This is a genomic window from Limosilactobacillus urinaemulieris (genome assembly GCF_014838745.1).
GTDB lineage: Bacteria > Bacillota > Bacilli > Lactobacillales > Lactobacillaceae > Limosilactobacillus > Limosilactobacillus urinaemulieris.
The window spans coordinates 35,833-57,808 of sequence record NZ_JABUXR010000011.1 but is presented as its reverse complement, the minus strand read 5'-3'; the positions used below and the strand labels follow the sequence as shown (position 1 = coordinate 57,808).

17 protein-coding genes and 1 pseudogene are annotated in these 21,976 nt (G+C 41.2%); 10 read left to right on the top strand and 8 right to left on the bottom strand.

The genetic code is table 11. From position 1 onward, the window contains the following. The first annotated feature begins 13 nt into the window (after window positions 1–13). The 6 genes from HUK45_RS06555 to HUK45_RS06530 all read left to right on the top strand — a co-directional run bounded on the left by HUK45_RS06555 (window position 14) and on the right by HUK45_RS06530 (window position 5,528). Window positions 14–1,216 (top strand): ATP-binding protein, encoded by a 1,203-nt coding sequence (locus tag HUK45_RS06555; protein ID WP_191911646.1) that lies wholly within the window; start codon window positions 14–16, stop codon window positions 1,214–1,216. After that, the gene (locus HUK45_RS06550; protein ID WP_191911645.1) at window positions 1,188–2,057 is read left to right on the top strand and encodes a DNA adenine methylase; all 870 of its coding nucleotides are present in this window, start codon (window positions 1,188–1,190) and stop codon (window positions 2,055–2,057) included. The genes HUK45_RS06555 and HUK45_RS06550 overlap by 29 nt, the downstream gene beginning before the upstream one ends. Window positions 2,058–2,059: 2 nt before the next feature. Further along, window positions 2,060–2,701 (top strand): hypothetical protein, encoded by a 642-nt coding sequence (locus HUK45_RS06545; RefSeq protein ID WP_191911644.1) that lies wholly within the window; start codon window positions 2,060–2,062, stop codon window positions 2,699–2,701. A gap of 210 nt (window positions 2,702–2,911) precedes the next feature. Continuing rightward, window positions 2,912–4,255, top strand: a complete 1,344-nt coding sequence (locus tag HUK45_RS06540; RefSeq protein WP_191911643.1) for a TrkH family potassium uptake protein — start codon at window positions 2,912–2,914, stop codon at window positions 4,253–4,255. Next, window positions 4,248–4,916, top strand: coding sequence for a potassium channel family protein (locus tag HUK45_RS06535; RefSeq protein ID WP_191911642.1), 669 nt, complete (start codon window positions 4,248–4,250; stop codon window positions 4,914–4,916). Before HUK45_RS06540 ends, HUK45_RS06535 begins: the two co-directional genes overlap by 8 nt. Window positions 4,917–4,934: 18 nt before the next feature. Beyond that, a complete protein-coding gene (locus HUK45_RS06530) occupies window positions 4,935–5,528 on the top strand; it encodes a class I SAM-dependent methyltransferase (protein ID WP_191911641.1) in 594 nt (197 codons plus the stop codon). A 65-nt stretch (window positions 5,529–5,593) separates the two neighbouring features. On the opposite strand, the gene HUK45_RS06525 is transcribed toward HUK45_RS06530, so the two are convergent. Next, a complete protein-coding gene (locus HUK45_RS06525) occupies window positions 5,594–6,622 on the bottom strand; it encodes a YeiH family protein (protein ID WP_191911640.1) in 1,029 nt (342 codons plus the stop codon). A gap of 169 nt (window positions 6,623–6,791) precedes the next feature. Here HUK45_RS06525 and HUK45_RS06520 point away from each other — a divergent pair, with 169 nt between their 5' ends. Then, a complete protein-coding gene (locus HUK45_RS06520; RefSeq protein WP_191911639.1) occupies window positions 6,792–7,502 on the top strand; it encodes an alpha/beta hydrolase in 711 nt (236 codons plus the stop codon). 6 nt (window positions 7,503–7,508) lie between these two features. Here HUK45_RS06520 and abc-f read toward each other — a convergent pair whose 3' ends face one another. Next, window positions 7,509–8,996: a ribosomal protection-like ABC-F family protein gene (gene abc-f / locus HUK45_RS06515; RefSeq protein WP_191911638.1), complete on the bottom strand. Its 1,488-nt coding sequence runs from the start codon at window positions 8,994–8,996 to the stop codon at window positions 7,509–7,511. A gap of 503 nt (window positions 8,997–9,499) precedes the next feature. Beyond that, window positions 9,500–10,444 carry a Dyp-type peroxidase gene (locus HUK45_RS06510; RefSeq protein WP_102168202.1) on the bottom strand — a complete coding sequence of 315 codons (945 nt, stop codon included), beginning with the start codon at window positions 10,442–10,444 and terminating at the stop codon, window positions 9,500–9,502. Between the two features lie 396 nt (window positions 10,445–10,840). On the opposite strand from HUK45_RS06510, the gene HUK45_RS06505 reads away from it, so the two are divergent. After that, entirely contained in the window at window positions 10,841–13,210 is a 2,370-nt protein-coding gene (locus HUK45_RS06505; protein WP_191911637.1) for a hypothetical protein, read from the top strand. Window positions 13,211–13,461: 251 nt separating this feature from the next. On the opposite strand, the gene HUK45_RS06500 is transcribed toward HUK45_RS06505, so the two are convergent. The 4 genes and pseudogenes from HUK45_RS06500 to HUK45_RS06485 form a co-directional block, all read right to left on the bottom strand. Next, window positions 13,462–14,352 carry a 3-hydroxyacyl-CoA dehydrogenase gene (locus tag HUK45_RS06500; RefSeq protein ID WP_191911636.1) on the bottom strand — a complete coding sequence of 297 codons (891 nt, stop codon included), beginning with the start codon at window positions 14,350–14,352 and terminating at the stop codon, window positions 13,462–13,464. A 16-nt stretch (window positions 14,353–14,368) separates the two neighbouring features. Beyond that, window positions 14,369–15,256, bottom strand: coding sequence for a 3-hydroxyacyl-CoA dehydrogenase (locus HUK45_RS06495; protein ID WP_191911635.1), 888 nt, complete (start codon window positions 15,254–15,256; stop codon window positions 14,369–14,371). Between the two features lie 223 nt (window positions 15,257–15,479). Beyond that, window positions 15,480–16,927 (bottom strand): annotated as a pseudogene (gtfA, locus tag HUK45_RS06490) (sucrose phosphorylase). Window positions 16,928–16,954: 27 nt separating this feature from the next. Beyond that, window positions 16,955–18,172, bottom strand: a complete 1,218-nt coding sequence (locus HUK45_RS06485) for an MFS transporter (RefSeq protein WP_191911634.1) — start codon at window positions 18,170–18,172, stop codon at window positions 16,955–16,957. A gap of 279 nt (window positions 18,173–18,451) precedes the next feature. On the opposite strand from HUK45_RS06485, the gene HUK45_RS06480 reads away from it, so the two are divergent. Continuing rightward, complete coding sequence (locus HUK45_RS06480; RefSeq protein WP_191911633.1) at window positions 18,452–19,777, top strand: dihydrolipoyl dehydrogenase family protein; 1,326 nt, start codon at window positions 18,452–18,454, stop codon at window positions 19,775–19,777. 198 nt (window positions 19,778–19,975) lie between these two features. Here HUK45_RS06480 and HUK45_RS06475 read toward each other — a convergent pair whose 3' ends face one another. Further along, window positions 19,976–20,818: an aldo/keto reductase gene (locus tag HUK45_RS06475; protein WP_191911632.1), complete on the bottom strand. Its 843-nt coding sequence runs from the start codon at window positions 20,816–20,818 to the stop codon at window positions 19,976–19,978. A gap of 201 nt (window positions 20,819–21,019) precedes the next feature. Here HUK45_RS06475 and HUK45_RS06470 point away from each other — a divergent pair, with 201 nt between their 5' ends. Beyond that, window positions 21,020–21,910, top strand: coding sequence for an aldo/keto reductase (locus HUK45_RS06470; protein ID WP_191911631.1), 891 nt, complete (start codon window positions 21,020–21,022; stop codon window positions 21,908–21,910). Window positions 21,911–21,976 lie beyond the last annotated feature (66 nt).

The following is a 21,976-nucleotide window of genomic DNA, read 5'->3' as shown; positions in this document are numbered from 1 at the left end:
AGGGCTGCATCATATGACTCAAACAACATTTGCAATAACGAGCGCTGGAAAGCCGGTTCAGGATATTCATCCTTTAGTTGCTCATCATTTACTTGTCGTGGGACAAACGGGAAGCGGTAAAACCACAAGTACCTTATCATTACTTGATCAATTGCAACGCACCAACTACACCACGATTATTTTTGATCCAACTGGTGAGTATTCAAAACTACCTAATTCAGTAACCTATAAATTAGGTGAAAATGCTTATCTTGAGGCTGGACAGTTAAGTGCTCATCAATTACGGGAAGCTCTTCAAATATCGGGATCACCGTTGTTGAATGCTAAACTATCGCAGGCTGTCAATGCATTACGGATCCAACAGAACCTTGTTCAAAGCAATCAGCCATATGTTAAAATTGGGGTTCCGATTGCAGATTATCAAAAACAATTGGCAAGGCTCAGTAACTGGTCTCGTTCATTTGCACCCCAGCAGTTAGCTGAACAATTAATTGAGGAGTTCGTAATCCCGTATCCTGATGAACGAGCTGATTATTCATTGCTGGGGCAACAGTATGATCGGCCGACAATTAATCGAGAATGGAATGCAATTGCGACAATTCGTCAACGCCTTGTCAGCGATGCCTTTCGGGTACTATTTGATCCGGAGCCACATCCAGGAGTTTTTAAGACAGAATTAAATTTTGTCATTAAAATGTTTTTGGAACACCGGAGCAGTCACCGAACATTAGTAATTGATCTTTCAAAATTGAAGCAATATGAGGAAAGTCAACGAGTAGTGATCTCATTGCTGCTAAAGAATCTTTTAGCTGCTCGCCTGCAAGCGCCTAATAATTTTCCGATTAATATTGTTCTTGATGAAGCTCACCGATACTTGCCACAGGATGAACAGCAGCTTGCGGATAACGGCATTTTCCAGGTCCTACGTGAAGGACGCAAGGTCGGTTTGTCAATGACATTGACCACTCAATCACCATTAGATTTGCCGGCCCGCTTGCGATCACAATTTGCTAACCTCTTACTTCATCATTTGACAAGTCCGGAAGAACTTTCTAGTTTAGCGATTACTGACGGGATTGATTTACGTGAGATTAGTCGGTTATCAACTGGAGAGGCAATTTTGTTGCTAGCAAATACACCACAACGAAAAATTAAGGTTAACCTGCCAAAATGGTGGGAGAATAATCATGATGGGAATGAAGAGAATGGAGACTGAAGGACAAACAACCGCTGTGCCATTTGTAAAATGGGTTGGGGGTAAACGACAATTACTAACCGAATTGGCATCCTATTACCCGAAAAAATTTAATCGTTATTTTGAACCATTTATCGGGGGCGGGGCTAATTTACTTAACCTTCTCCCGAAGAAGGCAACGATTAATGACTTTAATGAGGAATTAATTAATGCTTGGCAAGTGGTTAGAGAACAGCCTGAGAAGCTAATTAGCCTGGTTAGCGAACATGCAGATAATGATAGTAAAGAATATTATTTGGATATTCGGTTAGCTGATCGTGACGGTCGTTTGTCAAAAATGTCCGCAGTTGAACGGGCAGCGCGCTTTATTTATTTGAATAAGGCCGGCTTCAATGGCCTTTGGCGCGTTAATTCGAAGGGACAGAATAACGTTCCCTATGGTGCTCACAAGAAGGTTAATGTTCCGGTCAATGCGATTCGAAATGATCATCATTATCTAGCTACTCATGATATTGAAATCCTTCAGGGTGACTACCGGAACGCAGTAGCAAGTGCCGGACAAGATGATTTTGTTTATTTTGATCCGCCGTATATTCCCGTAAATCAAACAGCTGCATTTACCAGTTATACCAAGGACGGCTTTGGTTTAGTCCAGCAAGAGGAACTGCGTGATTTAGCGATCCAGTTGGCCGATCGTGGGGTTAAGGTAATGTTGTCTAATTCCGATGTACCGCTAATTGAGCAACTCTATGCTGATCAGCACTTCCGTATCCATCACGTACAAGCGCGCCGAAGTGTTAATTCAAAGGGAAATAAGCGGGGCAAAGTTGGCGAAGTAATCATTACGACTTATGGAGATTAAATATGATTGAGAATGGTACAGGTGGCGCAAATACTAATTTAAATGGCCTTGCTTTTGAACGACAAACAGATTTAGCCCATCACTTAGCAAATGATTTTAACGGAAGATATGAGTTAACAGAATATCTGATCAAAAAAGAAAATTTGGTAAAAAGCGGGGCTAAAGATCGGCATTATCTAGTCCATGATCGGATTAATAATGAAGATATTGGTGTCGTGACCAAGCAGTTTCAGTTTTACAATGTCTTGAAACAAGTTTATGGAATTAAGAATATTCATCATAAATTCTGGAAACCTGATGAAGCCTTTTTTAACTTTAAACGCCGGACAGTTTTTATTGTTGAAAAGAAGTATCAAAATGGTTCTGGATCTGTTGATGAAAAGTTATTCGGCTTTAATGCTAAGCGAGTTCTCTATCAGGAATTGTTTAATCGCCAGATGAAAGAGCCGGTTGTTCCAGTAGAATTCATTGCGATGTTTAATCGTTCATGGTGGCTAGATGGTCAAACATTAGATAAAACCACGGGCAAACTAAAGAAAACCCAATCGGTTGATTATCACGATTATTTTGACAGTCTCCGAAATAATGGAGTCCGAATTATGTTTGATCATTATGAAGACTGGTATCTTGGACTAGCCGACTAGAGTGATTAATTCGTAATTGAAAAGATAACGGGACAAAATTTATATTTTATGGTATAACTAGTTATGGATTATTTTATACAATTAATTACTTTGAATCACAAAAAGGGCGACGGTATTATACCGTTGCCTTTTTTGTCGGAAATTGTTAATGTGATCAGAAGTTAATGTTAAGATAGAAAGCATACTAGGTGAATTAGGCGGTGGTCGTTAATGATCGAGATTTTTAACCATAAATATTCCTTTCCCAAGATACTAACTTGGGGCTTTTTAGCGATCATTTTTCTCGGGACGATTTTATTATCATTGCCGATTGCAACGCGTTCTGGGCATAGTGATGATATTATGACCGCTTTTTTTACTTCCACTAGTGCGACCTGTGTTACTGGACTAACGTTGGTACCGACAGCAACTTACTGGTCTTTCTTTGGCCAAGTGGTGATTGCAATCCTAATGGAAGTTGGTGGATTAGGTTTTATGACCTTTGCGGTAATGATGTCCTTACTAATTCACCAACGAATGCGGATGTCGACACGATTATTAACCCAAGAGGCCCTTAACCTTGATCACCTTTCTCAGTTAAATGTGGTTAACTTGATTATTCGCCTGTCGATTATTATCCAACTTGCGGGAATGGGATTGCTTTTTATTGACTTTTATCCTCGTTATGGGTTGAAAAAGGGCCTGTGGTTTAGCGCTTTTCATTCGATCTCAGCATTTTGCAATGCCGGATTTGATTTGACCGGGAACAGCCTTGAAGATTACGCAAAGGATCCTTATATGTTAACGGTAATGGCGGTGTTAATCATTACCGGTTCCTTTGGCTTTCTGGTTTGGCAGGACCTGCTCCAATTTCCTAAACGTCACCACTTGTCGCTCCATACGCATTTAGTCCTCCGTACTGGAGCAGTCATCTTTGTTATTTCAGCGCTGGTTTACTTTTTGACTGAACATAATTTAAGTCAGTTTAGTAGGGAGCTAACCTACCCGCAGCGACTGTTTAACACGATTTTCATGGCCATTACTCCCCGGACAGCAGGACTCGTTACTGTTCCGTATACAAAATTGAGTGCTGCCGGAATCAGTACAACAATTATTCTAATGTTTATTGGTGGTGCACCGGGATCGACCGCTGGGGGGATTAAAACCACAACAATTGGGTTATTAACGCTCCAAAGTATTGCAACCTTACGTGGACGACGGGATACGGTTTTTGCCCATCGCCGGTTTACGGATGAGAATGTCTTTCGGGCATTGACACTGCTGTTTGTTGCGTTTGCGATTCTGATGATTTCAATTTTGATATTAGTCGAAACTCAAGCACTCCCGCGACATGATTCTCTAACATACGTTACTTTTGAGGCTACAGCAGCCTTTGGAACAACGGGAATTTCTCTTGGAATTACACCAAGTCTAAACTTTATTGGTAAATTAATTATTATGTTTTTGATGTTTATTGGCCGGGTTGGGATCTATACGGTCATGTATTCAATTCTCAATGCTCAGCCAAAACAACGGGAATACCGGTATCCAAAGGAAGGTGTCTTAATTGGTTAAACGAGAAAGCTATGCTGTCATTGGTTTAGGACAATTTGGTTCATCTATTTGTGATGCGCTTGTTCAAGCGGGGCAAGAGGTCCTTGCGATTGACAGTAATGAAGAGGTAATTAATGAATACGCCGACTCTGTTATGCGAGCGGTAATTGCTGATGCTCAGGATGAGGACGCCCTCTGTGATCTTGATATTGGAAGCTTCGATCATGTTTATGTTTCTATCGGAAAAAATGTTGAGGCTAGCATTATGGTGACGTTAATTGCTAAAGAGTTAGGGGCAAAAGATGTCATCTGTCGGGCGGAGAACGCTAACCATGCTCGAGTTCTTGAGAAAATCGGGGCCGATCAGGTTGTGCGGCCAGAACATGATTTAGCAAAGCGGCTTGTCTTTCAACAGTTGAATCCAGGGGTAATTGATTACGTCCAACTCAGTAAGAAAGTAACGTTAGCTGAGGTTAATATTAATAACCCAAAGTTCTTTGGCAAGACTTTAGACGAGCTTGATTTTCGGAATCGGTTTAACGTTAACGTCATTATTATCGTAAATGCTGATGATGAGGTTAACCAGATGCCGCAAGCTAGTGATGTGATTAAGCCACATGATAAAATTACAGTAGTGGGCGACTTAAAAGACATTAAGAAGCTTAATAGTATTGTTGCTTGACCGAAAAGAGGGTAAATCATGAAGGTATTATTAGTGATTATTATTATCTTAATCTTGTTAGTGGTAGGAATTTATTGCAATACACTATTTCGGGGACGAAATTTAATTTGGGGACAAATTCTTCGGGAACTAAAGATGCCTGAGAATGCTCAGGTTGCAATTTTAGGGCTAAACTATGCTGGACTATTTATCGACGTAGCAAAGCGATTAAAGGCTCCAGGAAAGGTAACCGGAGTCAACATTGGTAATGAAAATGTGACAAAGCAGGAAAGTGAGCGAATTAAGGAAAATCGGGTTGCTGATCGGGCAAAACTGGTTGATGGTAGCTTACTGAACCTTCCGTTAGAGAGTCGGCACTATGACTATGTCCTTTCAACATTTACTTTCCATAGTGTTTCTCCCGCGATTAACCGGGGACGGGCAATTCAGGAAGCCGTTCGGGTAATGAAGCCTAATGGCACCCTAATCATTGTTGATTTTGGTAACCTTCAACAATACCGCCCACTTCTTAACAACCTTGGTTTTCAAGACGTAAGAGTAGTTCCAACCGGTATCAATGGTTGGTGGGGCGGTCCATGGTTAAAGACCAGTGTCCTAATGGCAAGAAGATAAAGAGAAAGCCTTTAGTATTCGGCTAATACCGAGTGCTAAAGGCTTTATAAGTTTAAAGTAATCTTTTAGAAGAAGAGCCGACTCATAATGATCATAAAGATCAGTAAGCAGGTTGAACTGATGACAGCAGCGCCAAAGACAGCACCGCCGCGTTTGAAGATAACGCGGAAATTAACTGAGATTCCAAGAGCTGCCATTGCCATTCCTAAAAAGATGTAAGCTGCTTGAACAAGACCATCAAGGAGTCCAGCAGGAAGTGGCAGAAATGTGCCAAGAATACTGGTAAGGATGAAACCACCCAGGAACCACGGAATCGGTAATTTCTTTGGAGCTTGTTCGTGTTCTTCAATGCTTTCACGGATGAGCCGTCGTTGGTACCAGTAACCGACAATTAAAGCTACTGGTGCAAGGAGAAGAACCCGAGAAAGCTTCATGATTAACGCATTATCTAGGCTGGCTTCACCAAAGGCCCCTCCAGCAGCGACTGCGTGAGCAATTTCATGAAGCGATCCGCCGGCAACAATTCCGAATTGTGGATCGGTTAAGCCAAGGATCGGTTTAAGACCAATTTCAATCAGGGTGAAGACGGTTCCCATAACACAAACAACCGCTACCGCAAGGACCTCATTTTCTCGTTTTCGTTCTTCATCGGTAGTTTCGATTTGTGGTGAAACCCCCATAACGGCAGCGGCACCACAAATTCCGCAACCACAAGCTGATAAGATTGCTAACTCATCTTCAGCACCGAATTTACGACTGAGCCAGTAAGTTAAACAAATCGTTCCGGTAACTCCGACCATCGCAACTAAGATCGTTTTTACTCCAGCTTGAGCCAGTGATTCGAGATTTAACCGAAAACCAAGAAGGATAATCCCGAGGCGTAAAAACTTGTTCGAAATGAAGCCCATTCCAGATTTTGCATCAGTCTGCAATTTACTTGGTGTCAGCTGCATTGCAATCCCAAGAAGCAACGCAATTACTAAGGCTCCAATTAGGTTAACGTACGGTAGTTTTGCTAGAAGAACTCCCGCAACTGCGCAGATGAAGGTCATTACAGCTGCTAGCCAGAAGCTTTTTGTTTTAATAATTGACATTATTTAATAATTCCCCTCTCTTTAATCCTGTATAACTTTAGCAGATCCATGGGCATAAACAAGGGGATTTGTTAAGAAAATTAAATGTAAACGGTTGCCTCAGTCATTCTGCTTGAAGTCGTCTTCAAAAAGCATGAAAATAAAGGTGTCAGAAAATGGAGGGATATTAATGGATATTCAAAATGTTTCACTATTTCAGTCTTTTTCTTCGTTAGATATTTATCATAGTAATAGTGATAAGCCGCTACCAGGAATCGTAATTATCCCCGGAGGCAGTTACAATGAGATTATGGAGCGTGATTCTGAACGAGTGGCAATTACCTTTGCTAGTCATGCTTTTCAGGCATTTGTGGTTCGTTATCCGGTAGTTGAACACAAGGATTACCAAGCAGCCAAATCAGCAGTTGCTCAGGCATTTGACCATATTGTTGCCCATGCTGACGAATTAAACGTTGATCCCAACCGCTTAGGAATTATCGGCTTTTCTGCTGGCGGGCAATTAGCGGCCGCGTACAGTAATATTGCCCACACGAAGGCAAAGTTCGTTGGTCTTGGCTATCCGGTAATTAAACCGACAATTGATGATCGAATGGGTGTAGTAACTGAGGATGTTACTCAACTTGTTAACGATCATACTCCAGCAACATTCATTTGGGGCTCGTTTAATGACCAAGTAACACCATTCAATGATCATATTTTGCCATACGTTCAAACATTAAGAGCCCATGATGTTTCCGTCGAACTTCATGAATTTAGCACTGGTAACCACGGACTAGCACTTGCTAATAAGTATACGGGAATCGTTAATAATGACCGGACAGATGAACACATGAGCGAATGGTTTAACCTCTTTCTTAACTGGCTGAAAACATTGAATTAGGACAGTTTACTTATCCCTATTCAATTGAATAATCTTTGAACTTACCTGCTCAATAAAGTGGTGATCGTGTTCCACAAAGAGTAGTGGCGGTTGATATGCTTGGATTAAGTCAATTAGCTGTTCCTGGTTATACGTGTCAAGGTAATTTAACGGTTCATCCCAGATATAGAGGTGGGCGGGAGTAGCTAGTGATCGTGCAAGTTCAACCTTCTTTTGCTGCCCCATGCTCATCGTTTCGATTCGGTTATCGAAGACTGAACGGGGGACCCCTAATTTCCGAAGAATATTGAGGAACGTTTCTGGTTCTAGTCGGTTTGCTTTTGCAAATTCGGTTAGACTTCCTGAATTATCTGAATAGTCTTGCCGAACCGTACTAACTGTAATATTGCTGGCAAGCTCAATTGTGCCGTTAATATTCCCGGGAAATTGCTGACAGATTGCCTGGATTAAGCTGGACTTTCCAGTACCGTTCCTGCCGCTGAGAGCAACCTGTTCATTTCGCTTAACGGTAAAATTCAGCGGGGCAAAGAGCTGCCGGCCAGGGAATGAGAGCGTCACATCCTTAACCGTTAATAAAGTTTGGTGATGATCTTGCTGAAGATTAAGCGAGAGTGGTGTGATGGAATCGATGTTATTAAGTAATCCTTGCTTATCATTGATTGCTTGCTCAATTCGGTTATTAATGGTCACCGATTTCTTCATCATTTTTGCGGCCTTAGCGCCAAGGAATCCCTTATCAGCGTGGGAATTATTCTTTTTCTCACCTTCAGCTCGCTTGGCCCATTGCTGGCGTTGCTGTTGGCTCCGTTTACGCTTTTTAATGTCAGCCTTTAGCTGCTGGTTAGTCGTGACTGCTTCTTGGTCACGACGCTTTTTTTGTTTAAAGTAGGTTGAATAATTTCCGCGCTCTAAAACTAGTTGGGATTTTTCGATTACTAAGGTATGGTCAATAATTTGATCAAGAAATTCTCGATCGTGACTGGTAATGATGAAACCAGTATTTTTTTGGCGGAGATAGTTAGCAACTTGTTTACGACCAACCTGGTCAAGATGGTTTGTTGGTTCATCGAGAAGAAGATAATCGTAATCACTGGCAAAGAGGGCTGCTAACTGGAGCTTTGTCCGTTCGCCACCGCTTAACGTTGAGTAAGGCTGCCACAAAATTTCAGGATTAGTTGCCATCAAATTTAGTTCTCGCTCTAATTGCCAAGGCTCAAGAAACGAGTTTGGAACTGCCTCAATCACCGCGTCTCCAGCAAGAGAAGCCGGATCCTTAATAGTTAGCGGGAAATATTGGGGCTTTAGATTAGTAATGATTGAACCCTGATAGTTGACAAGACCACGGAGAATCTTCATTAAGGTGGTTTTCCCGCGACCGTTTCGACCAAGCAAACCTAATTTCCAATCACCATCAAGGTCTAAATTACAGTGATCGAAAAGGAGAGCTTGTCCTGGATAAGCAAATGAGAGGTTTCTGATTGTTAAGTTTTCCATTAAACTTGTCACGTCCTTTCGGGGACGCAAAAAAGGCCTACCACACGGGCAGACCTTTAAAATGGTATTCTCCTACCATTTAAATTTTATGATCTTCACATTGAAATAATAATTCTACCCGTGAGCAACTCTTCTGCGTCATAGATCCAGATTAGTTGCAATAAATTGTGTAGAATTAAAACTTCAATGGATGATCCCTCCTTAAAATTGTTAATCAGAGCATATCAATTTTAGGAGGGGTTGTCAACTGATGATTTTGCTGCGATGGAGTGGAAATGTGTTCGCCCTAACCTTCCTCGAGCTAACGACCTCCACCTCCGACGACAAGACGTCGTTCGGTGGAGAAATCGTTAGCCACCGGAAGGTTTTAACGGGCTCACACTCTAATTAAAATCTGTCCGCCGTGACCGCAACTTCCGCCTAGCTATCCCGTCCTTGATTGCAAGCCAATCATCGTCCGGGATTTTCTAGTGCTCAGTTGCTAATTCGTCACGGCACACACTCTAATTTAATTCCCCATCCGCGATTTTGTCTAATAGGGGACGGGAAGGGATAAAGAAGAGCTGACCGGAGAGAATATCGGAGAATGAAAGGAGATAATCATTCTTCTTGAGCATGTTTTCAAGCATTGTCTTAGTAACTTTCCAGTAACGGGAATAACCAATGAAGTAAGTTCCTGTATTTCCGGCAACAGGATCGGAATATGGAACGTTCATCCGGACGATTTTTTGTTCTACACCGTTAATTGTCGCTTGTGAGGCAACGTTATGGGCATTGGCAAACTTTTCGTGATCTTCAAGTTCAAGGTCGCTAAACTTCTTTCGACCAACAGCCTTTTCTTGATCTTCAGTAGTTAATTGATTCCAGATGTCCATGTGGTGACGCCATTTTTGAGCAAAAGCATATGAGCCGTTTTCAAAGAATGGGTCTTCGTCGCCAATGATTGCGTAATGGGCAGCGTCTTCAACTTGTGGGGCCTCAGTACCATCAATAAAGCCGATAATTGCCCGTCCCTCAAAGTAGCGGAACCCCTTTGTTTCGTCGACAACGGTAGTAAAGTCCTTCAAGAAAAGACGACACTGACGAAGAAGCTCGTATACAACAGCCTCATCATTTGCCCGAATATGAAGGAAGAGATCCCCCTTAGTGGCTGGCATTGTGTATTTTTCACCGGAAAGGGTTTGGTATGGTTCAAGTTCCTTTGGCTTTGGAGCATTTGGAAAGAGGTAATCCCAAGCATCACTGCTAAAGCCTAATGAGGTTTTTAGATTACCGCCATTATCGCGGATTCGTAGTGATCTGATAATTGCCTGATAACGATCCACAAATTCTTGAATTGCCTCTTGTTCCTTTGCTTGATCTTTGCGGTTGAGTTCAAGAACCGTAAACTGAACGTGCTCTCCTGCGTCTTTCCAGACATCTTGAGCTTTACTTGGATTCATGACCATTTAAATTACTCCCTTCACAAAAGACCGATTAAATACTATTAATTTCACTTTTATTGTATCATTTAATCTTCGCGGGAACCTGGTAGAGGTATAATAAAGTTAAATAATAATAAATTTATTATATGGGGATAAGTATATGATAATAATTGCATTTACGTTAAAATAGATATGCGATTTATTTTGAGAGTTTAAATAAGAAATTTGAAAATTTGTTTATCAAGCGAATGTTATTTCAACCTTATTAGCATAACTTTTCACAAAATGATCTTGCTAGCAGGGGAGAGTAACGACTGAGAATAGAAGATGAATTATACTGTTACGATCAATAATCGGGGAATAATTTTATAATTAGTGGTTGTAACAGGCTGGTCAATAAGGCAAAGTGACGGTGAGACAATGAATATTAATGAGCAAAATCAACCAATAGATCCAAGTCAACTGACTGCTGCTAATGAATACTTTGATGAAGGTGAGCAGGGACACTATGGATCCGTTGTTTTACATAGTTTAGATCGAGCATTAAAGCAAGAAAAATTACGGTCAATCCCATACACCCAGAACGAGGATGGCTCATTTAAGAAGATTCATATCCCCGTCGAAGGTGGCTATGCTTCGGTATTGAACGATGGTAACGTTGTAACAACGTTTGATCCGGCAACTTTAGATGATCCTACTAAGGATACGGATATCTATTACATTGTTTACTACAGTTTAGTTGGACAAAAAACGGCTAACCTTTCTAACCAGCCACAAAGTATTGAGCTGGATAACTTCTATAGTGTTAGTACGTCAGGGGATGAAATGTGGCCCGCTACATTTGGTCCCATTACGCTAACTAATAATTTAAACCAGATTTTTGGTAAGAATACCTCTATTTGGGTTGAGGGAAACTACATTGATACTGGGCGAAATTCTATTAAGATGGCTGCTCAAAAGATGGACGAAAATGGTGATCCAGTTCCAGATACCAATATTGGGACGTACACGTTAACCTCTAAGGGTGCTCACCGGGGGGCTGAGGTTAGTTTTGAATTAACCGACAGTACTTATAATGGTCCAGTTGCTCCGGCTTACGTAATCTTATCAGACAGTAATTTTGAATATATTGGTTTTGTTCGGTTCCAACCACAAATTATTCGTGGTGAGGTTTCTAACCCATCAACTGTTGGGTGGCAAGGTAAGGAACAACATGCCAAAATTTCAATTAAAAATAATCTGCCAGTGATTACCCAAAACGATAATCCATCAACTGATCTGTTCTATCAACGGACTAATCCTGAAAAGAAGATTGAAGAGAAAAAACCATCAAATATTGATGTAAGGGACATTAAGTTCTGGATTAATGGAAGTGCAACCGGCGCCCAATCACTTGATGCAATCTTGAACGATGAAAAGATTGGTGTTTACCGAATTGATCGGGGAAAGAATGAAATTATTTACCAGCCAAGCGGCACGTTTGTTGGTCGTCCGCAACCAATAGAATTTATTGCTTATGGTTCAGATGGACATAGTTATCTTGGTAATTTCAGTCAGACTGTTTTAGGAATTCAGTTGCAAAATACTCATGATATCCAAGGGGTTACCCAGACTTCACAGATTACAATCATTTCTAGTCCTAATGTACCAGGGAAGCCGCTTGATCCTAATTGGCCAATTGACTTTATTAGTAATGGTCAAGCAAGTAAGCAGCTGAGCGCAACCAAGAATGGTCAGACTGTCGGTCTCTACCAAATTGACCCTAATACAGGAACGGTATCATTTGCGCCAGATAAAAACTTTATTGGTCAACCAGATAAAGTAACTATTCGGGTAACTTCTGCTAGTGGTGAGCGGACCAATCTCCAGTACCAACCAACAGTTGATGCTGTTCGGCCGAGTGCGCGGATTGCGCCAACAATTGGTGAACAAGGTCAGAGTCAAACTTCTAAGGTTCGGATTACTAGTGGTAGTGATCAAGTGATGGCACGGATTGATGCTAACCACCCGGCACGATTTATCATTAATGGTCAGGTAAGTAATGCTGAAAAGATTTCCATCTCGGGAATTGGTAGTTATATTTTGGAACCAAGTACCGGATTAGTGACCTTCTCGCCTGATTTTGAATACTTTGGTAAACCAAAGGGCATTAATATTCAAGTGACCGATGACAACAATACACCGGCAATTGCTACTTATAATGTTACTGTTTTACGTCATCAGGCTGCACAACAACCTTCACCAGTTGCTAATAGTAGCGACCAAGGGGTAATTGAAGAATCGCCTGCTGGGGAAGCAGTTATTCAACAACCGGCTAGTCAACAGCAATCACCGGTTCAACAACCGCAATCGCAGCCACAACAGACTGCACCTCAACAAAAAGTTGTTGTTCATCAGCAAACACAGCCAACTACTCCACAGTCACAGGAAGTAGTAGTTCAGTTAGCACCGCAGGGACAATCAACGGCACCACAGCAACAACCACAATCAGTTGTTCAACAGCCGCAGCCTACTGATAATCCACAGGAAGTTGTGGTTCAAGAGCCAGCTTCACAAGTTACTGTTCAACCGCAACAGCCGGTTCAGCAACAATCACAACCAGTTCAACAACAAACTCAGCCGCAGTCAGCTCCACAGCCAGCGCCGGCACCACAACAACCAGTTCAGAATGTTGCTGAGCAAGTTCCTAGTGATGATGCTACCGAGTTGCCAATGCTAGATGATACCAATGCTTGGTACATGATGGCAATCGCTCTTCTTGGCGCATTGTCTGAAGAACAGGAACAATAAATAAAAAAAGATGAAGCTGGGAATTAACTTTCTCGGAGGGACGGTTGACTAACCTAGAACGATGAATGATGATGAAATCATCAGAGTCGTTCGTAGCCGAATAGGCTTGCTTCGCTGCGTTAGGCTCGAGTCCCTCAGTTAATTTCCGCGATTAGACTCTCTAAGTTCTGAGATCACTAAGTATATAAGAGGGTGGAAAAAACTTAACGTTTTTTCCACCCTCATCTTTTTGCTATTTCATCGCTATTGAATTATTTTTTGAGGAAATCAGGATCTTCAAACTCCGGGTTAGGGTAGTGATAGAATCCTTGACCTGATTCTTGCCCAACGTGTCCGGCATCAATCATTGCCTTTAACTTTTTCGCAATCGTTTGGTGAATTTCATCCTTGGTAGTTTGATAGGCATTAAGTTCCATTTGATAAGGAGTTCGTAAACCAACCATATCCAAGATCATAAATGGTCCCATTGGTGAATTAGTAGAAATCATCCAATCCTTATCAATTGTTTGCGGGTCAGAAACGTCATTTGCCCATAATTGCATTGCGGAGGCAAGGAGAGGCATTAAGACAGCGTTAAGAACATAGCCATGTTGTTCCTTATGAACTTCGATTGGTACCATTTTAATTTCACGAGCAAAGTCAACCACTTCTTGGTAAACTGCTGGATCAGTTTGTTCAGTTCCCATAATTTCCGCAACGTTAAATCGCCAAATTTTATTAGCAAAGTGCATGTGCAGGAACTTTGCTGGTCGATCAACAAACTTCACCAGTTGACTGGGAATAAATGATGAAGAATTACTTGCAAAGATTGTTTTAGCAGGAGCGGCCTGTGAAAGTTCAGCGTAAAACTTTTCCTTAAGTTTTAATGACTCAGGGAGAGCTTCGATGACGTAATCAGCATCCTTAACGGCTTCTTTGAGATCGGTCGTAATTGTGGTGATATTATCTAACCCAGCTTGGAATTCTTGATCAGTTAAATTGAGATCGCGCTGGTAATCTGCTTTTAACGCGTTAATTCGACTTTCAGCGGTATCAATGTGATGGTTATAAACGGTAACATTAAAACCATTAAGTGCAATTTGGTAGGCAATCTGACTTCCTAAAACGCCAGCCCCCGCAACAGTAATGTTTTTAAATGGCATAATTACGTGCTCCCTTCTACTTCTTAAGAAAATCTGGGTCCGCAAATTCTGGGTTAGGGTAGTGGTAGAAACCTTGACCTGATTCTAGTCCTTCGTGACCAGCATCAATCATTTCTTTAAGCCGATCGGCAATTACCTTGAAAACTTCTTGCTGACGAGATTCATAGAGGTTAGTGACAATATTCCAAACTGTCCGTAAACCAACATCATCGAGCATCATAAATGGACCAACAGGTGAACCGGTAGAGATCATCCAGTCCTTATCAACCGTTTGGGGATCGGCAACTCCCTTTACCCAAAGAGCCATTGCACTAATCACAAATGGGATCAAGAGTGAATTAAGGACGTATCCTGGTTGTTCTTTATGAAGTGGAATTGGCACCATCTTAATTGCGTGAGCAAAGTCAACCACTTCTTGAAAAACGGCTGGATCAGTTTGCTCAGTTCCCATAATTTCGGCAACATTGCACTTCCAAATCTTATTGGCAAAGTGCATGTGTAGGTATTTGGTCGGTCGATCGACAAACTTTACCAGTTGACTTGGAACCATGGTTGAGGAGTTACTTGCAAAAATAGTCTTTGCCGGAGCAAGTTTTGATAATTGCTTGTAGAACTCTTCCTTAATGTCCAGATTTTCTGGTAAGGCTTCAATTACATAATCAGCGTCTTTAACTGCTTCTGCAAGGTCAGCGGTAAAGTTAATTCGATTAAGACCAGCATTAAATTCTGCGTCACTTAGTCCCAAATCGTTTTGGTAACTTGCCTTTAATCCAGTAACCCGTTTCTTGGCAGTGTCTGGATTACGATCATATGCCGTAACGTTGAAGCCATTTAATGCCGTTTGATATGCAATTTGACTTCCGAGTACACCCGTTCCAGCAATTGTTACATTTTGAAATGCCATTATAATCAGCCTCCTGTAACAAACCTAGTTAAATCATACAACTCTAAGATAATCGTACCATAAAAACGCTTACAATAAATGTGATTACAAAAAATAGGTCACTAATATCCAAAAATCCTGGAATATTAGTGACCTAATTAAGTTTAAAATATTGGTAATTCTAGTTATTTAACCGGACTTATTAATTGGAAAGGGTTTATGATCAGTCGGTTAATTTAATGAATTACTTTTGTTCCATAACCTTTTCACCGTTAGCAGTGATTGTAAAGGTCTTGTTAGCAGCATCGGCATTGAGGACAGCAACGTTCTTACCATCCTTGTCCTTCCGAGTAATCTTAATTGTAGTCTCGCTTGGGGTTTCGACTTCAATTGAACCGTCAAGGTCAAAGACAGCAAACTTGTTCCGCCATGAGAGTAACTTCAGGAGATTTGCAACTACTGGACGTTGAACTTCCTTAGCAACTTCATCCTTAGTGTAGTAGTGACGGTTAATGTTCCGACCTTCCTTAGTCTTTTCAAGTAATTCAAGGTCATTTGAGCCAGCAAGTAAACCAACATAGTAAACCATTGGAATACCAGGAGCAAAGACTTGGATAGAAGGTAGGCGTCATCGTTGTCACCTAGTGCTGAGTAGTAAGTGGAGTTGATTTGGTAAATATCAAGGTTGTGGTATTCAGCACTTGAGTATTTCCGCTTAACGTTTGCACCAACCTTGTATAATTCGTTTGATGCGTATTCGATTTCGTCATCAGTTAAGATGTCCTTAGCATCAACAACACCGATTCCATCGTGAGTATCAAGGGTAGTGAATTGCTTCATTGGTGACATCTTAAGCCACTTAGCAAGGCGGTTAGTCTTACCAGAGTAGAGAGTGTAAAGGGTGGTCATTGGTAATGCAAAGTCGTAAACAAAGTAACCGTGGTCAGAAATCTTTTCTGGAATAGTGTAGTGTTCGTGAATTTCTGGCAAGATATCAGCCTTGTAAGGGGCAAGAATATCGCGAACTTCATTTAAGAGGTCCCAAATTTCTGGTTCAACAAAGAAGTCGTTAGTGTCAACCTTCTTAACAGCGTAAGCAAAGGCATCAAGACGGATTAAGTCTGCACCGTGATTAACCATGTCAGTTAATGTTTGCTTGAAGAATTCTTGGGCGACCTTGCTCTTAACGTTGATGTCAATTTGTTCTTCACCAAAGGTATTCCAGAGGTGTTCCTTAGAACCATCAGCAAAGTCGATTTCTTGTTCAGGAGCCTTATCCTTCCGCTTGTAAATAAGGTCAATATCTTTTTGAGTAGGACGGCCCTTACCAGCTGCTTCCCAGAATTTCTCCCAACGAATGAAGAAATCATTGTACTTGGAATCGTCATGCTTTTCCTTGAAGTCTTGGTACATTACTGACTTCTTGGAGATGTGGTTGATCATGAAGTCAAACATTAAGTAGTAGTCTTCACCTAATGCTTCAACATCATCCCAGTCACCAAATGCAGAATCAACAACATCGTAACGGTATGGTGCAAAACCACGGTCACCAGTTGAAGGGAAGAATGGTAGTAAGTGAACACCACCAATAGCGTCACCAATGTAGTTCTTCAATACTTCATGGGTTTCCTTAATGTTCTTTCCCATTGAGTCAGAGTAGGTAATTAACATTGCTTTATTTTGAATAGGCATAATTAAAATCCTCCTAAATAATTCTGATTAAGCTTTGTGCGCGTGGCGACTTGCAAAGAAAATAATGATTCCGATTAGAATCAGGACAATACCGTAAACCGGGAATGGTGCTGCAAGACCGAGGCCGCTTAATGGTTGGCCAAGCAAGTTGTTTGTCCATTGACCGATAGTTGGTGAGAAAAATGAACCAAAGTTAAATCCAATTAAGCAAAGGGATGTTACTAATGGTTGTCGCTTAGCAGGAGCCAAGTCTGGAAGTAAGTTGAAAATTAATGGTGAAACTAATTGAAGAGGGAAACCGATTAATAATAAACCGATAACCATGACAACAAAGTTATGACCGGCAAACCCGAACAAGAAGTTTGAAAGGGCCATTAAGCCAAGACCAAGGTAAACAGTTCCAAAGCCAAGTCGTTTATTAATTGGACCATAGCAGATTCCACCAAGGGTTGCCCCAATCAACATTAAGGAAAGGAACATTGATGAACCGGTGTATTGTTCACCGTTGATGGCAACAGAGAGGCCAGGGAACCGATTTTCCATTCCAACGTAGTCCACAACTAGAAGAAATGCAAACAAGACAAGAAGATAAACAACGGGGCTAATCTTGGTAATATCTTGCGGCTTTTCGTTAGTTAGTTCCTCAGCGAGATCATCTTCAGCAACGCTATCGTCTTGAGCTTTACTGTCATCGGGAACTCGCATTGCAAAGAAGAAGAGGACAACGAATGCAAAGGCATAAACAAGGAATGAAGCATGCCAGCCAGCATAGTTGAGTAAGAGACCAGCAACTGCAAGGGTACATGCTTGACCAATTTGTTCGGCAGCTGCACGCCAACCAAGCATTTGCGCTCGGGTTTCGCCTTGATACCAAACAGAAATCAGGGAAATAGCTTGGGAGTTATATAACCCATAACCGGCACCCAGAATTAGTCGGGAAATCAAGATAATAGTGTAGTTACTAATAAACATTGGAACCAACCCGGCAAGTCCAACGATGGTAACACCAGCCATAATAATCTTCTTGTCAGAAATGTTGAACCATTCTTGAAGTAATGGTGAAAGGACAACGAAGATCATTACCGCAAATGAAGGAGTAGTAACCAGATACTCCGATTGTGGCTGACTGATTCCTAATGCAGCCTTTAATTGTGGTAGTGAACCTTGAATGGCATATGCACTAGTAACCATGAAGGAAACGGATAAGAAAGCGAGTTTGGTAACCATTGAATTCTTGTTATTCATAGTTCAAATTACTCTCCAAATATTAATTTGATAAACGCTTATCATTTGCTTGTGTGAATAATATGCAATGACTATTTTTAAATGTCAAACGTCTATCAATTAAAATTGCAATCATTTTCATTGCTATTAAATTAGTATCTTATGAAAATAAAAATGAAAGCTTGTAGGAATGCGAAATGGAACGAATTAACAATGAAAGTGAAAAGGTGAATAAGCAGAAAAATATTTTTTGGATCAATCTTGTGTTATCTTGAGACCAAGAGAAATGGAGGGTAAGAAATGAAAAAATATGATTATATTTTAATTGGCTCTGGTCCAGCTGCCTACAAGCTATCTAATTTATTAGCTAAAACATCCCGGAAAGTTTTAGTGGTTGATGGGGATGAATTTGGCAGGACCTGCCCAAATTATGGCTGTGAGCCGAAAATTTTCCTTGAAGGAGCAACTAGAGTAGTTTTACAGAGTCAGCAACTCCAAGGAAGAGGAATTAAACAAACAGCAACAATCGATTGGCAGAAGTTAATGGCTACTAAGTTAGACCGGTTTAATCCATGGCCAGAAGAGACTAAGGCGATCATTGCTAAAAGCCATGATGTTGAATCAGGGTACGCCCATTTTGTGGATGAGAATACAATTGAAGTTAATGGCCACCAATACCAAGGTAAGCGAATTGTAATTGCTACAGGGCAACGTTCTCATCGGTTAGCAATTCCTGGTGACCAATATACGCATACTAGTAGGGATGTCCTATCACTTCCACACTTACCACAGCATGTTACCTTTATTGGCGGCGGTTATGTTGCTATGGAATTAGCAACTGTGCTTGGTGCTGCAGGAGCTGCAGTTACGATCATTGACCATTCCTCCCGTCCATTAAAAGCTTTTCCTGCATCAAAGGTTCAAGTGGTAACGGAAGCAATGGAAAAGCGTGGCGTCGAATTCTTGATGGATACCAGCGTTCAAGGGGTCCGTCAACAAGATGAAGGATTCATTGTCCAGACCGATCAAGGGGAAATCCCGACTGATTATGTGGTCGACGCAAGTGGTCGCCAACCCAATATTGATTGGTTAGCATTAGAAGCGGCTAACATTGATAGTGATCGGGGCGGCATTATTGTGAATAAACACCTGCAAACGAGTAATCCTAATGTGTACGCAATTGGCGATGTTATCAGTCGACCGCAGCCTAAGCTGACACCGGTTGCTGAATTTGAAGGAGAATACCTCTTTAACTACCTAGAAGAGAAAACAACGGCAGCAATTAAATACCCAACGATTGGAACCGCTGCGTTTACGTTTCCGGAGATTGCCGAAGCTGGTGTGAAGGAAGAAGCAGCAAGGGAAAATAGTCAATATCAGACAAAGACCCTTAATCTCAAATATTCTAGTCTTGCAGCTGGGCAAAATGATCAAACTGGAAGGTTAACGCTAATATTTGAGGGGGATACCTTAGCTGGTGTCAGTGCCGTTGGTGATTATGCAGCTGATGATGTTAATAACTTCCTCCCAATAATTGGTTTAAAGGTTACTGGCGAAAAATACCGCCAAGCAATTATCGCAATTTACCCTGCATTAGCGGATAAGGTTGCTGGAGATTTAATTTGATTAATAAAGGGGCTTGAGAAAAAACATTTTTTCTCAAGCCCTTACTATTACCAGTAATTTCTGGAATTACCGAGTCTAATTGCGGGAATCAAGCAGATCCCTAGTGTCTAGTCACGAACGGAGAACGGTTCTGATCAAACCAACCTCCGTTTTCGACTAGCCATACGGACTCTTAAAAAGCTTGATTCCCAGCTTCTGCTAATATTGATGATTGTATTCGTAAGTCAATTCGGGTTCCCGACCGGTTCGAGCGTATTGATTAAGACCATCAATTGTCTTCATTTCTTCAGGAGATAGGCTAAAATCGTAAATATCCGCATTTTGCTGAATTCGCTCAGGATGAACGGACTTCGGAATAAATGAAACCCCGTTTTGCAAATGCCAACGTAAAATGATTTGAGCAGTTGACTTGCCGTGCTTTTCAGCAATTGTTTCTAATTCAGGAATGTTAAGGACTGCTCCACGGCCAAGCGGGCTCCATGCTTGGGTAACAATGTGGTGTTCTTCGTTATATTTAAGCAGTGGCTTTTGGGTTAAACGTGGATGAAGCTCAACTTGATTAACAACAGGCATTTCATTAGCTTTAGTTGCTAAATATTGAAGGTGAATAATTTGGAAGTTGCTAACACCAATTGATTTAGCAAGTCCCTCCTTTTTTAATTCCTCAAAAGCACGCCAAGTATCAAAAAAGGCTCGCTGAATAGGCCAATGAACAAGTAAGAGGTCGACATAGTCCATCTGAAGCTTCTTTAAGGATTCTTTTACGGAATCGATTGCACTTTGGTATCCCTGGTTAGCCTCAGAGACCTTGGTGGTTACAAAAATATTTTCCCGGGAAATATTTAAATCTTTAAATGCCTGACCGACTTCTGCTTCATTACCGTAAAGCTGAGCGGTATCGAAAAGACGGTAACCATCTTCATAGGCTGCGCGAACTGCGTTATTCATCGTTTCTTGATCGTCAACTTTGTAAAGGCCAAATCCTTCTTGTGGCATTTGGTTACCATCAGCAAGGGTTAACATGTTTGATTGAATTTCCATTTTGTTCACTCCCACTTAAAAAATCAGAGAATACTGACTTAAATTTTCTGAAATTAGTTTATTACTAATCAAAAGTTTAGCTTTATTATAGATCCATCTTGACCGGAATTGTTATTCAACGGGGTGTCTATCCACTAGTAATTAATTTTTTTGCATTCTAGTAGTAAAAGGATTAATACAGGTTATGGAGGTGGGTAATATATGAACCAAAATATGCAACCACAAATTGAATTGAATAATGGCGTAAAGATTCCTCAATTAGGACTGGGAGTTTGGAAGTCCACAATTGAGGATGCGGCGAATGCTGTTCATGCGGCCTTGCGGAATGGTTATGTTCTAATTGATACAGCTAAACAGTACGGAAATGAAGCAGGTGTTGGTAAAGGAATTCAAGCTGCCATTAAGGAAGATGGGATTAAGCGTGATGATGTTTTCCTAACTACTAAGATCTTTAATGGCGATCAGGGAGATTATGATCATGTTCGGCAAGCCTTTGAAGAGCAGTTAAAGGCTTTGCAGACTGATCACGTGGATCTTTTATTAGAGCACTGGCCAGTAGATGGAAAATATAACGAAACCTGGCGAGCAATGGAGGCAATTTTAAAGGATGGTCAAGCACGGGCAATTGGTGTCTCTAATTTTAATAATGAAAGGCTGACTGATTTAATGGATCATGGGACAATAATTCCGGCGGTAAATCAGATTGAGTTCAATCCCCATATCCATCAACAGGCAATTGTGGACTTTGACCGTTCACACGGAATAAAGCTGGAGGCATGGTCACCGCTAGGAAGCGGAACATTATTAAGGAACCCAGTTGTTAATAAAATTGCTGAAGCACACAATAAGAGTGCGGCTCAAGTTGAACTTCGGTGGGGATTGCAACATGGAATGATCGAACTAGCAAAGACGATCCATGAGCAACGGATGAAAGAGAATATGGAGATCTTTGATTTCACTCTTTCTGCTGCTGAAATGAAAGAAATTGATGAACTAGATCAAGAAAAGCATTCACTCTGGTATCACGATTTCCAGTGGAATGGTAATCCTGATGGAATCGGTGATTATGTTGCAACGCCAGATAAGTGGTGAATTTTTAGACTGAAAAAACAAGAAGCTAGGAATTAACTTTCTCGGAGGGACGGTTGACTAACCTAG

Excerpts from the sequence above, each read along its gene's own strand:
- HUK45_RS06555 (WP_191911646.1), top strand. The coding sequence starts at position 14 with ATGACTCAAACAACATTTGCAATAACGAGCGCTGGAAAGCCGGTTCAG.
- HUK45_RS06550 (WP_191911645.1), top strand. The coding sequence starts at position 1,188 with ATGATGGGAATGAAGAGAATGGAGACTGAAGGACAAACAACCGCTGTG.
- HUK45_RS06545 (WP_191911644.1), top strand. The coding sequence starts at position 2,060 with ATGATTGAGAATGGTACAGGTGGCGCAAATACTAATTTAAATGGCCTT.
- HUK45_RS06540 (WP_191911643.1), top strand. The coding sequence starts at position 2,912 with ATGATCGAGATTTTTAACCATAAATATTCCTTTCCCAAGATACTAACT.
- HUK45_RS06530 (WP_191911641.1), top strand. The coding sequence starts at position 4,935 with ATGAAGGTATTATTAGTGATTATTATTATCTTAATCTTGTTAGTGGTA.
- HUK45_RS06525 (WP_191911640.1), bottom strand. The coding sequence starts at position 6,622 with ATGTCAATTATTAAAACAAAAAGCTTCTGGCTAGCAGCTGTAATGACC.
- HUK45_RS06520 (WP_191911639.1), top strand. The coding sequence starts at position 6,792 with ATGGATATTCAAAATGTTTCACTATTTCAGTCTTTTTCTTCGTTAGAT.
- abc-f (WP_191911638.1), bottom strand. The coding sequence starts at position 8,996 with ATGGAAAACTTAACAATCAGAAACCTCTCATTTGCTTATCCAGGACAA.
- HUK45_RS06510 (WP_102168202.1), bottom strand. The coding sequence starts at position 10,444 with ATGGTCATGAATCCAAGTAAAGCTCAAGATGTCTGGAAAGACGCAGGA.
- HUK45_RS06505 (WP_191911637.1), top strand. The coding sequence starts at position 10,841 with ATGAATATTAATGAGCAAAATCAACCAATAGATCCAAGTCAACTGACT.
- HUK45_RS06500 (WP_191911636.1), bottom strand. The coding sequence starts at position 14,352 with ATGCCATTTAAAAACATTACTGTTGCGGGGGCTGGCGTTTTAGGAAGT.
- HUK45_RS06495 (WP_191911635.1), bottom strand. The coding sequence starts at position 15,256 with ATGGCATTTCAAAATGTAACAATTGCTGGAACGGGTGTACTCGGAAGT.
- HUK45_RS06485 (WP_191911634.1), bottom strand. The coding sequence starts at position 18,172 with ATGAATAACAAGAATTCAATGGTTACCAAACTCGCTTTCTTATCCGTT.
- HUK45_RS06480 (WP_191911633.1), top strand. The coding sequence starts at position 18,452 with ATGAAAAAATATGATTATATTTTAATTGGCTCTGGTCCAGCTGCCTAC.
- HUK45_RS06475 (WP_191911632.1), bottom strand. The coding sequence starts at position 20,818 with ATGGAAATTCAATCAAACATGTTAACCCTTGCTGATGGTAACCAAATG.
- HUK45_RS06470 (WP_191911631.1), top strand. The coding sequence starts at position 21,020 with ATGAACCAAAATATGCAACCACAAATTGAATTGAATAATGGCGTAAAG.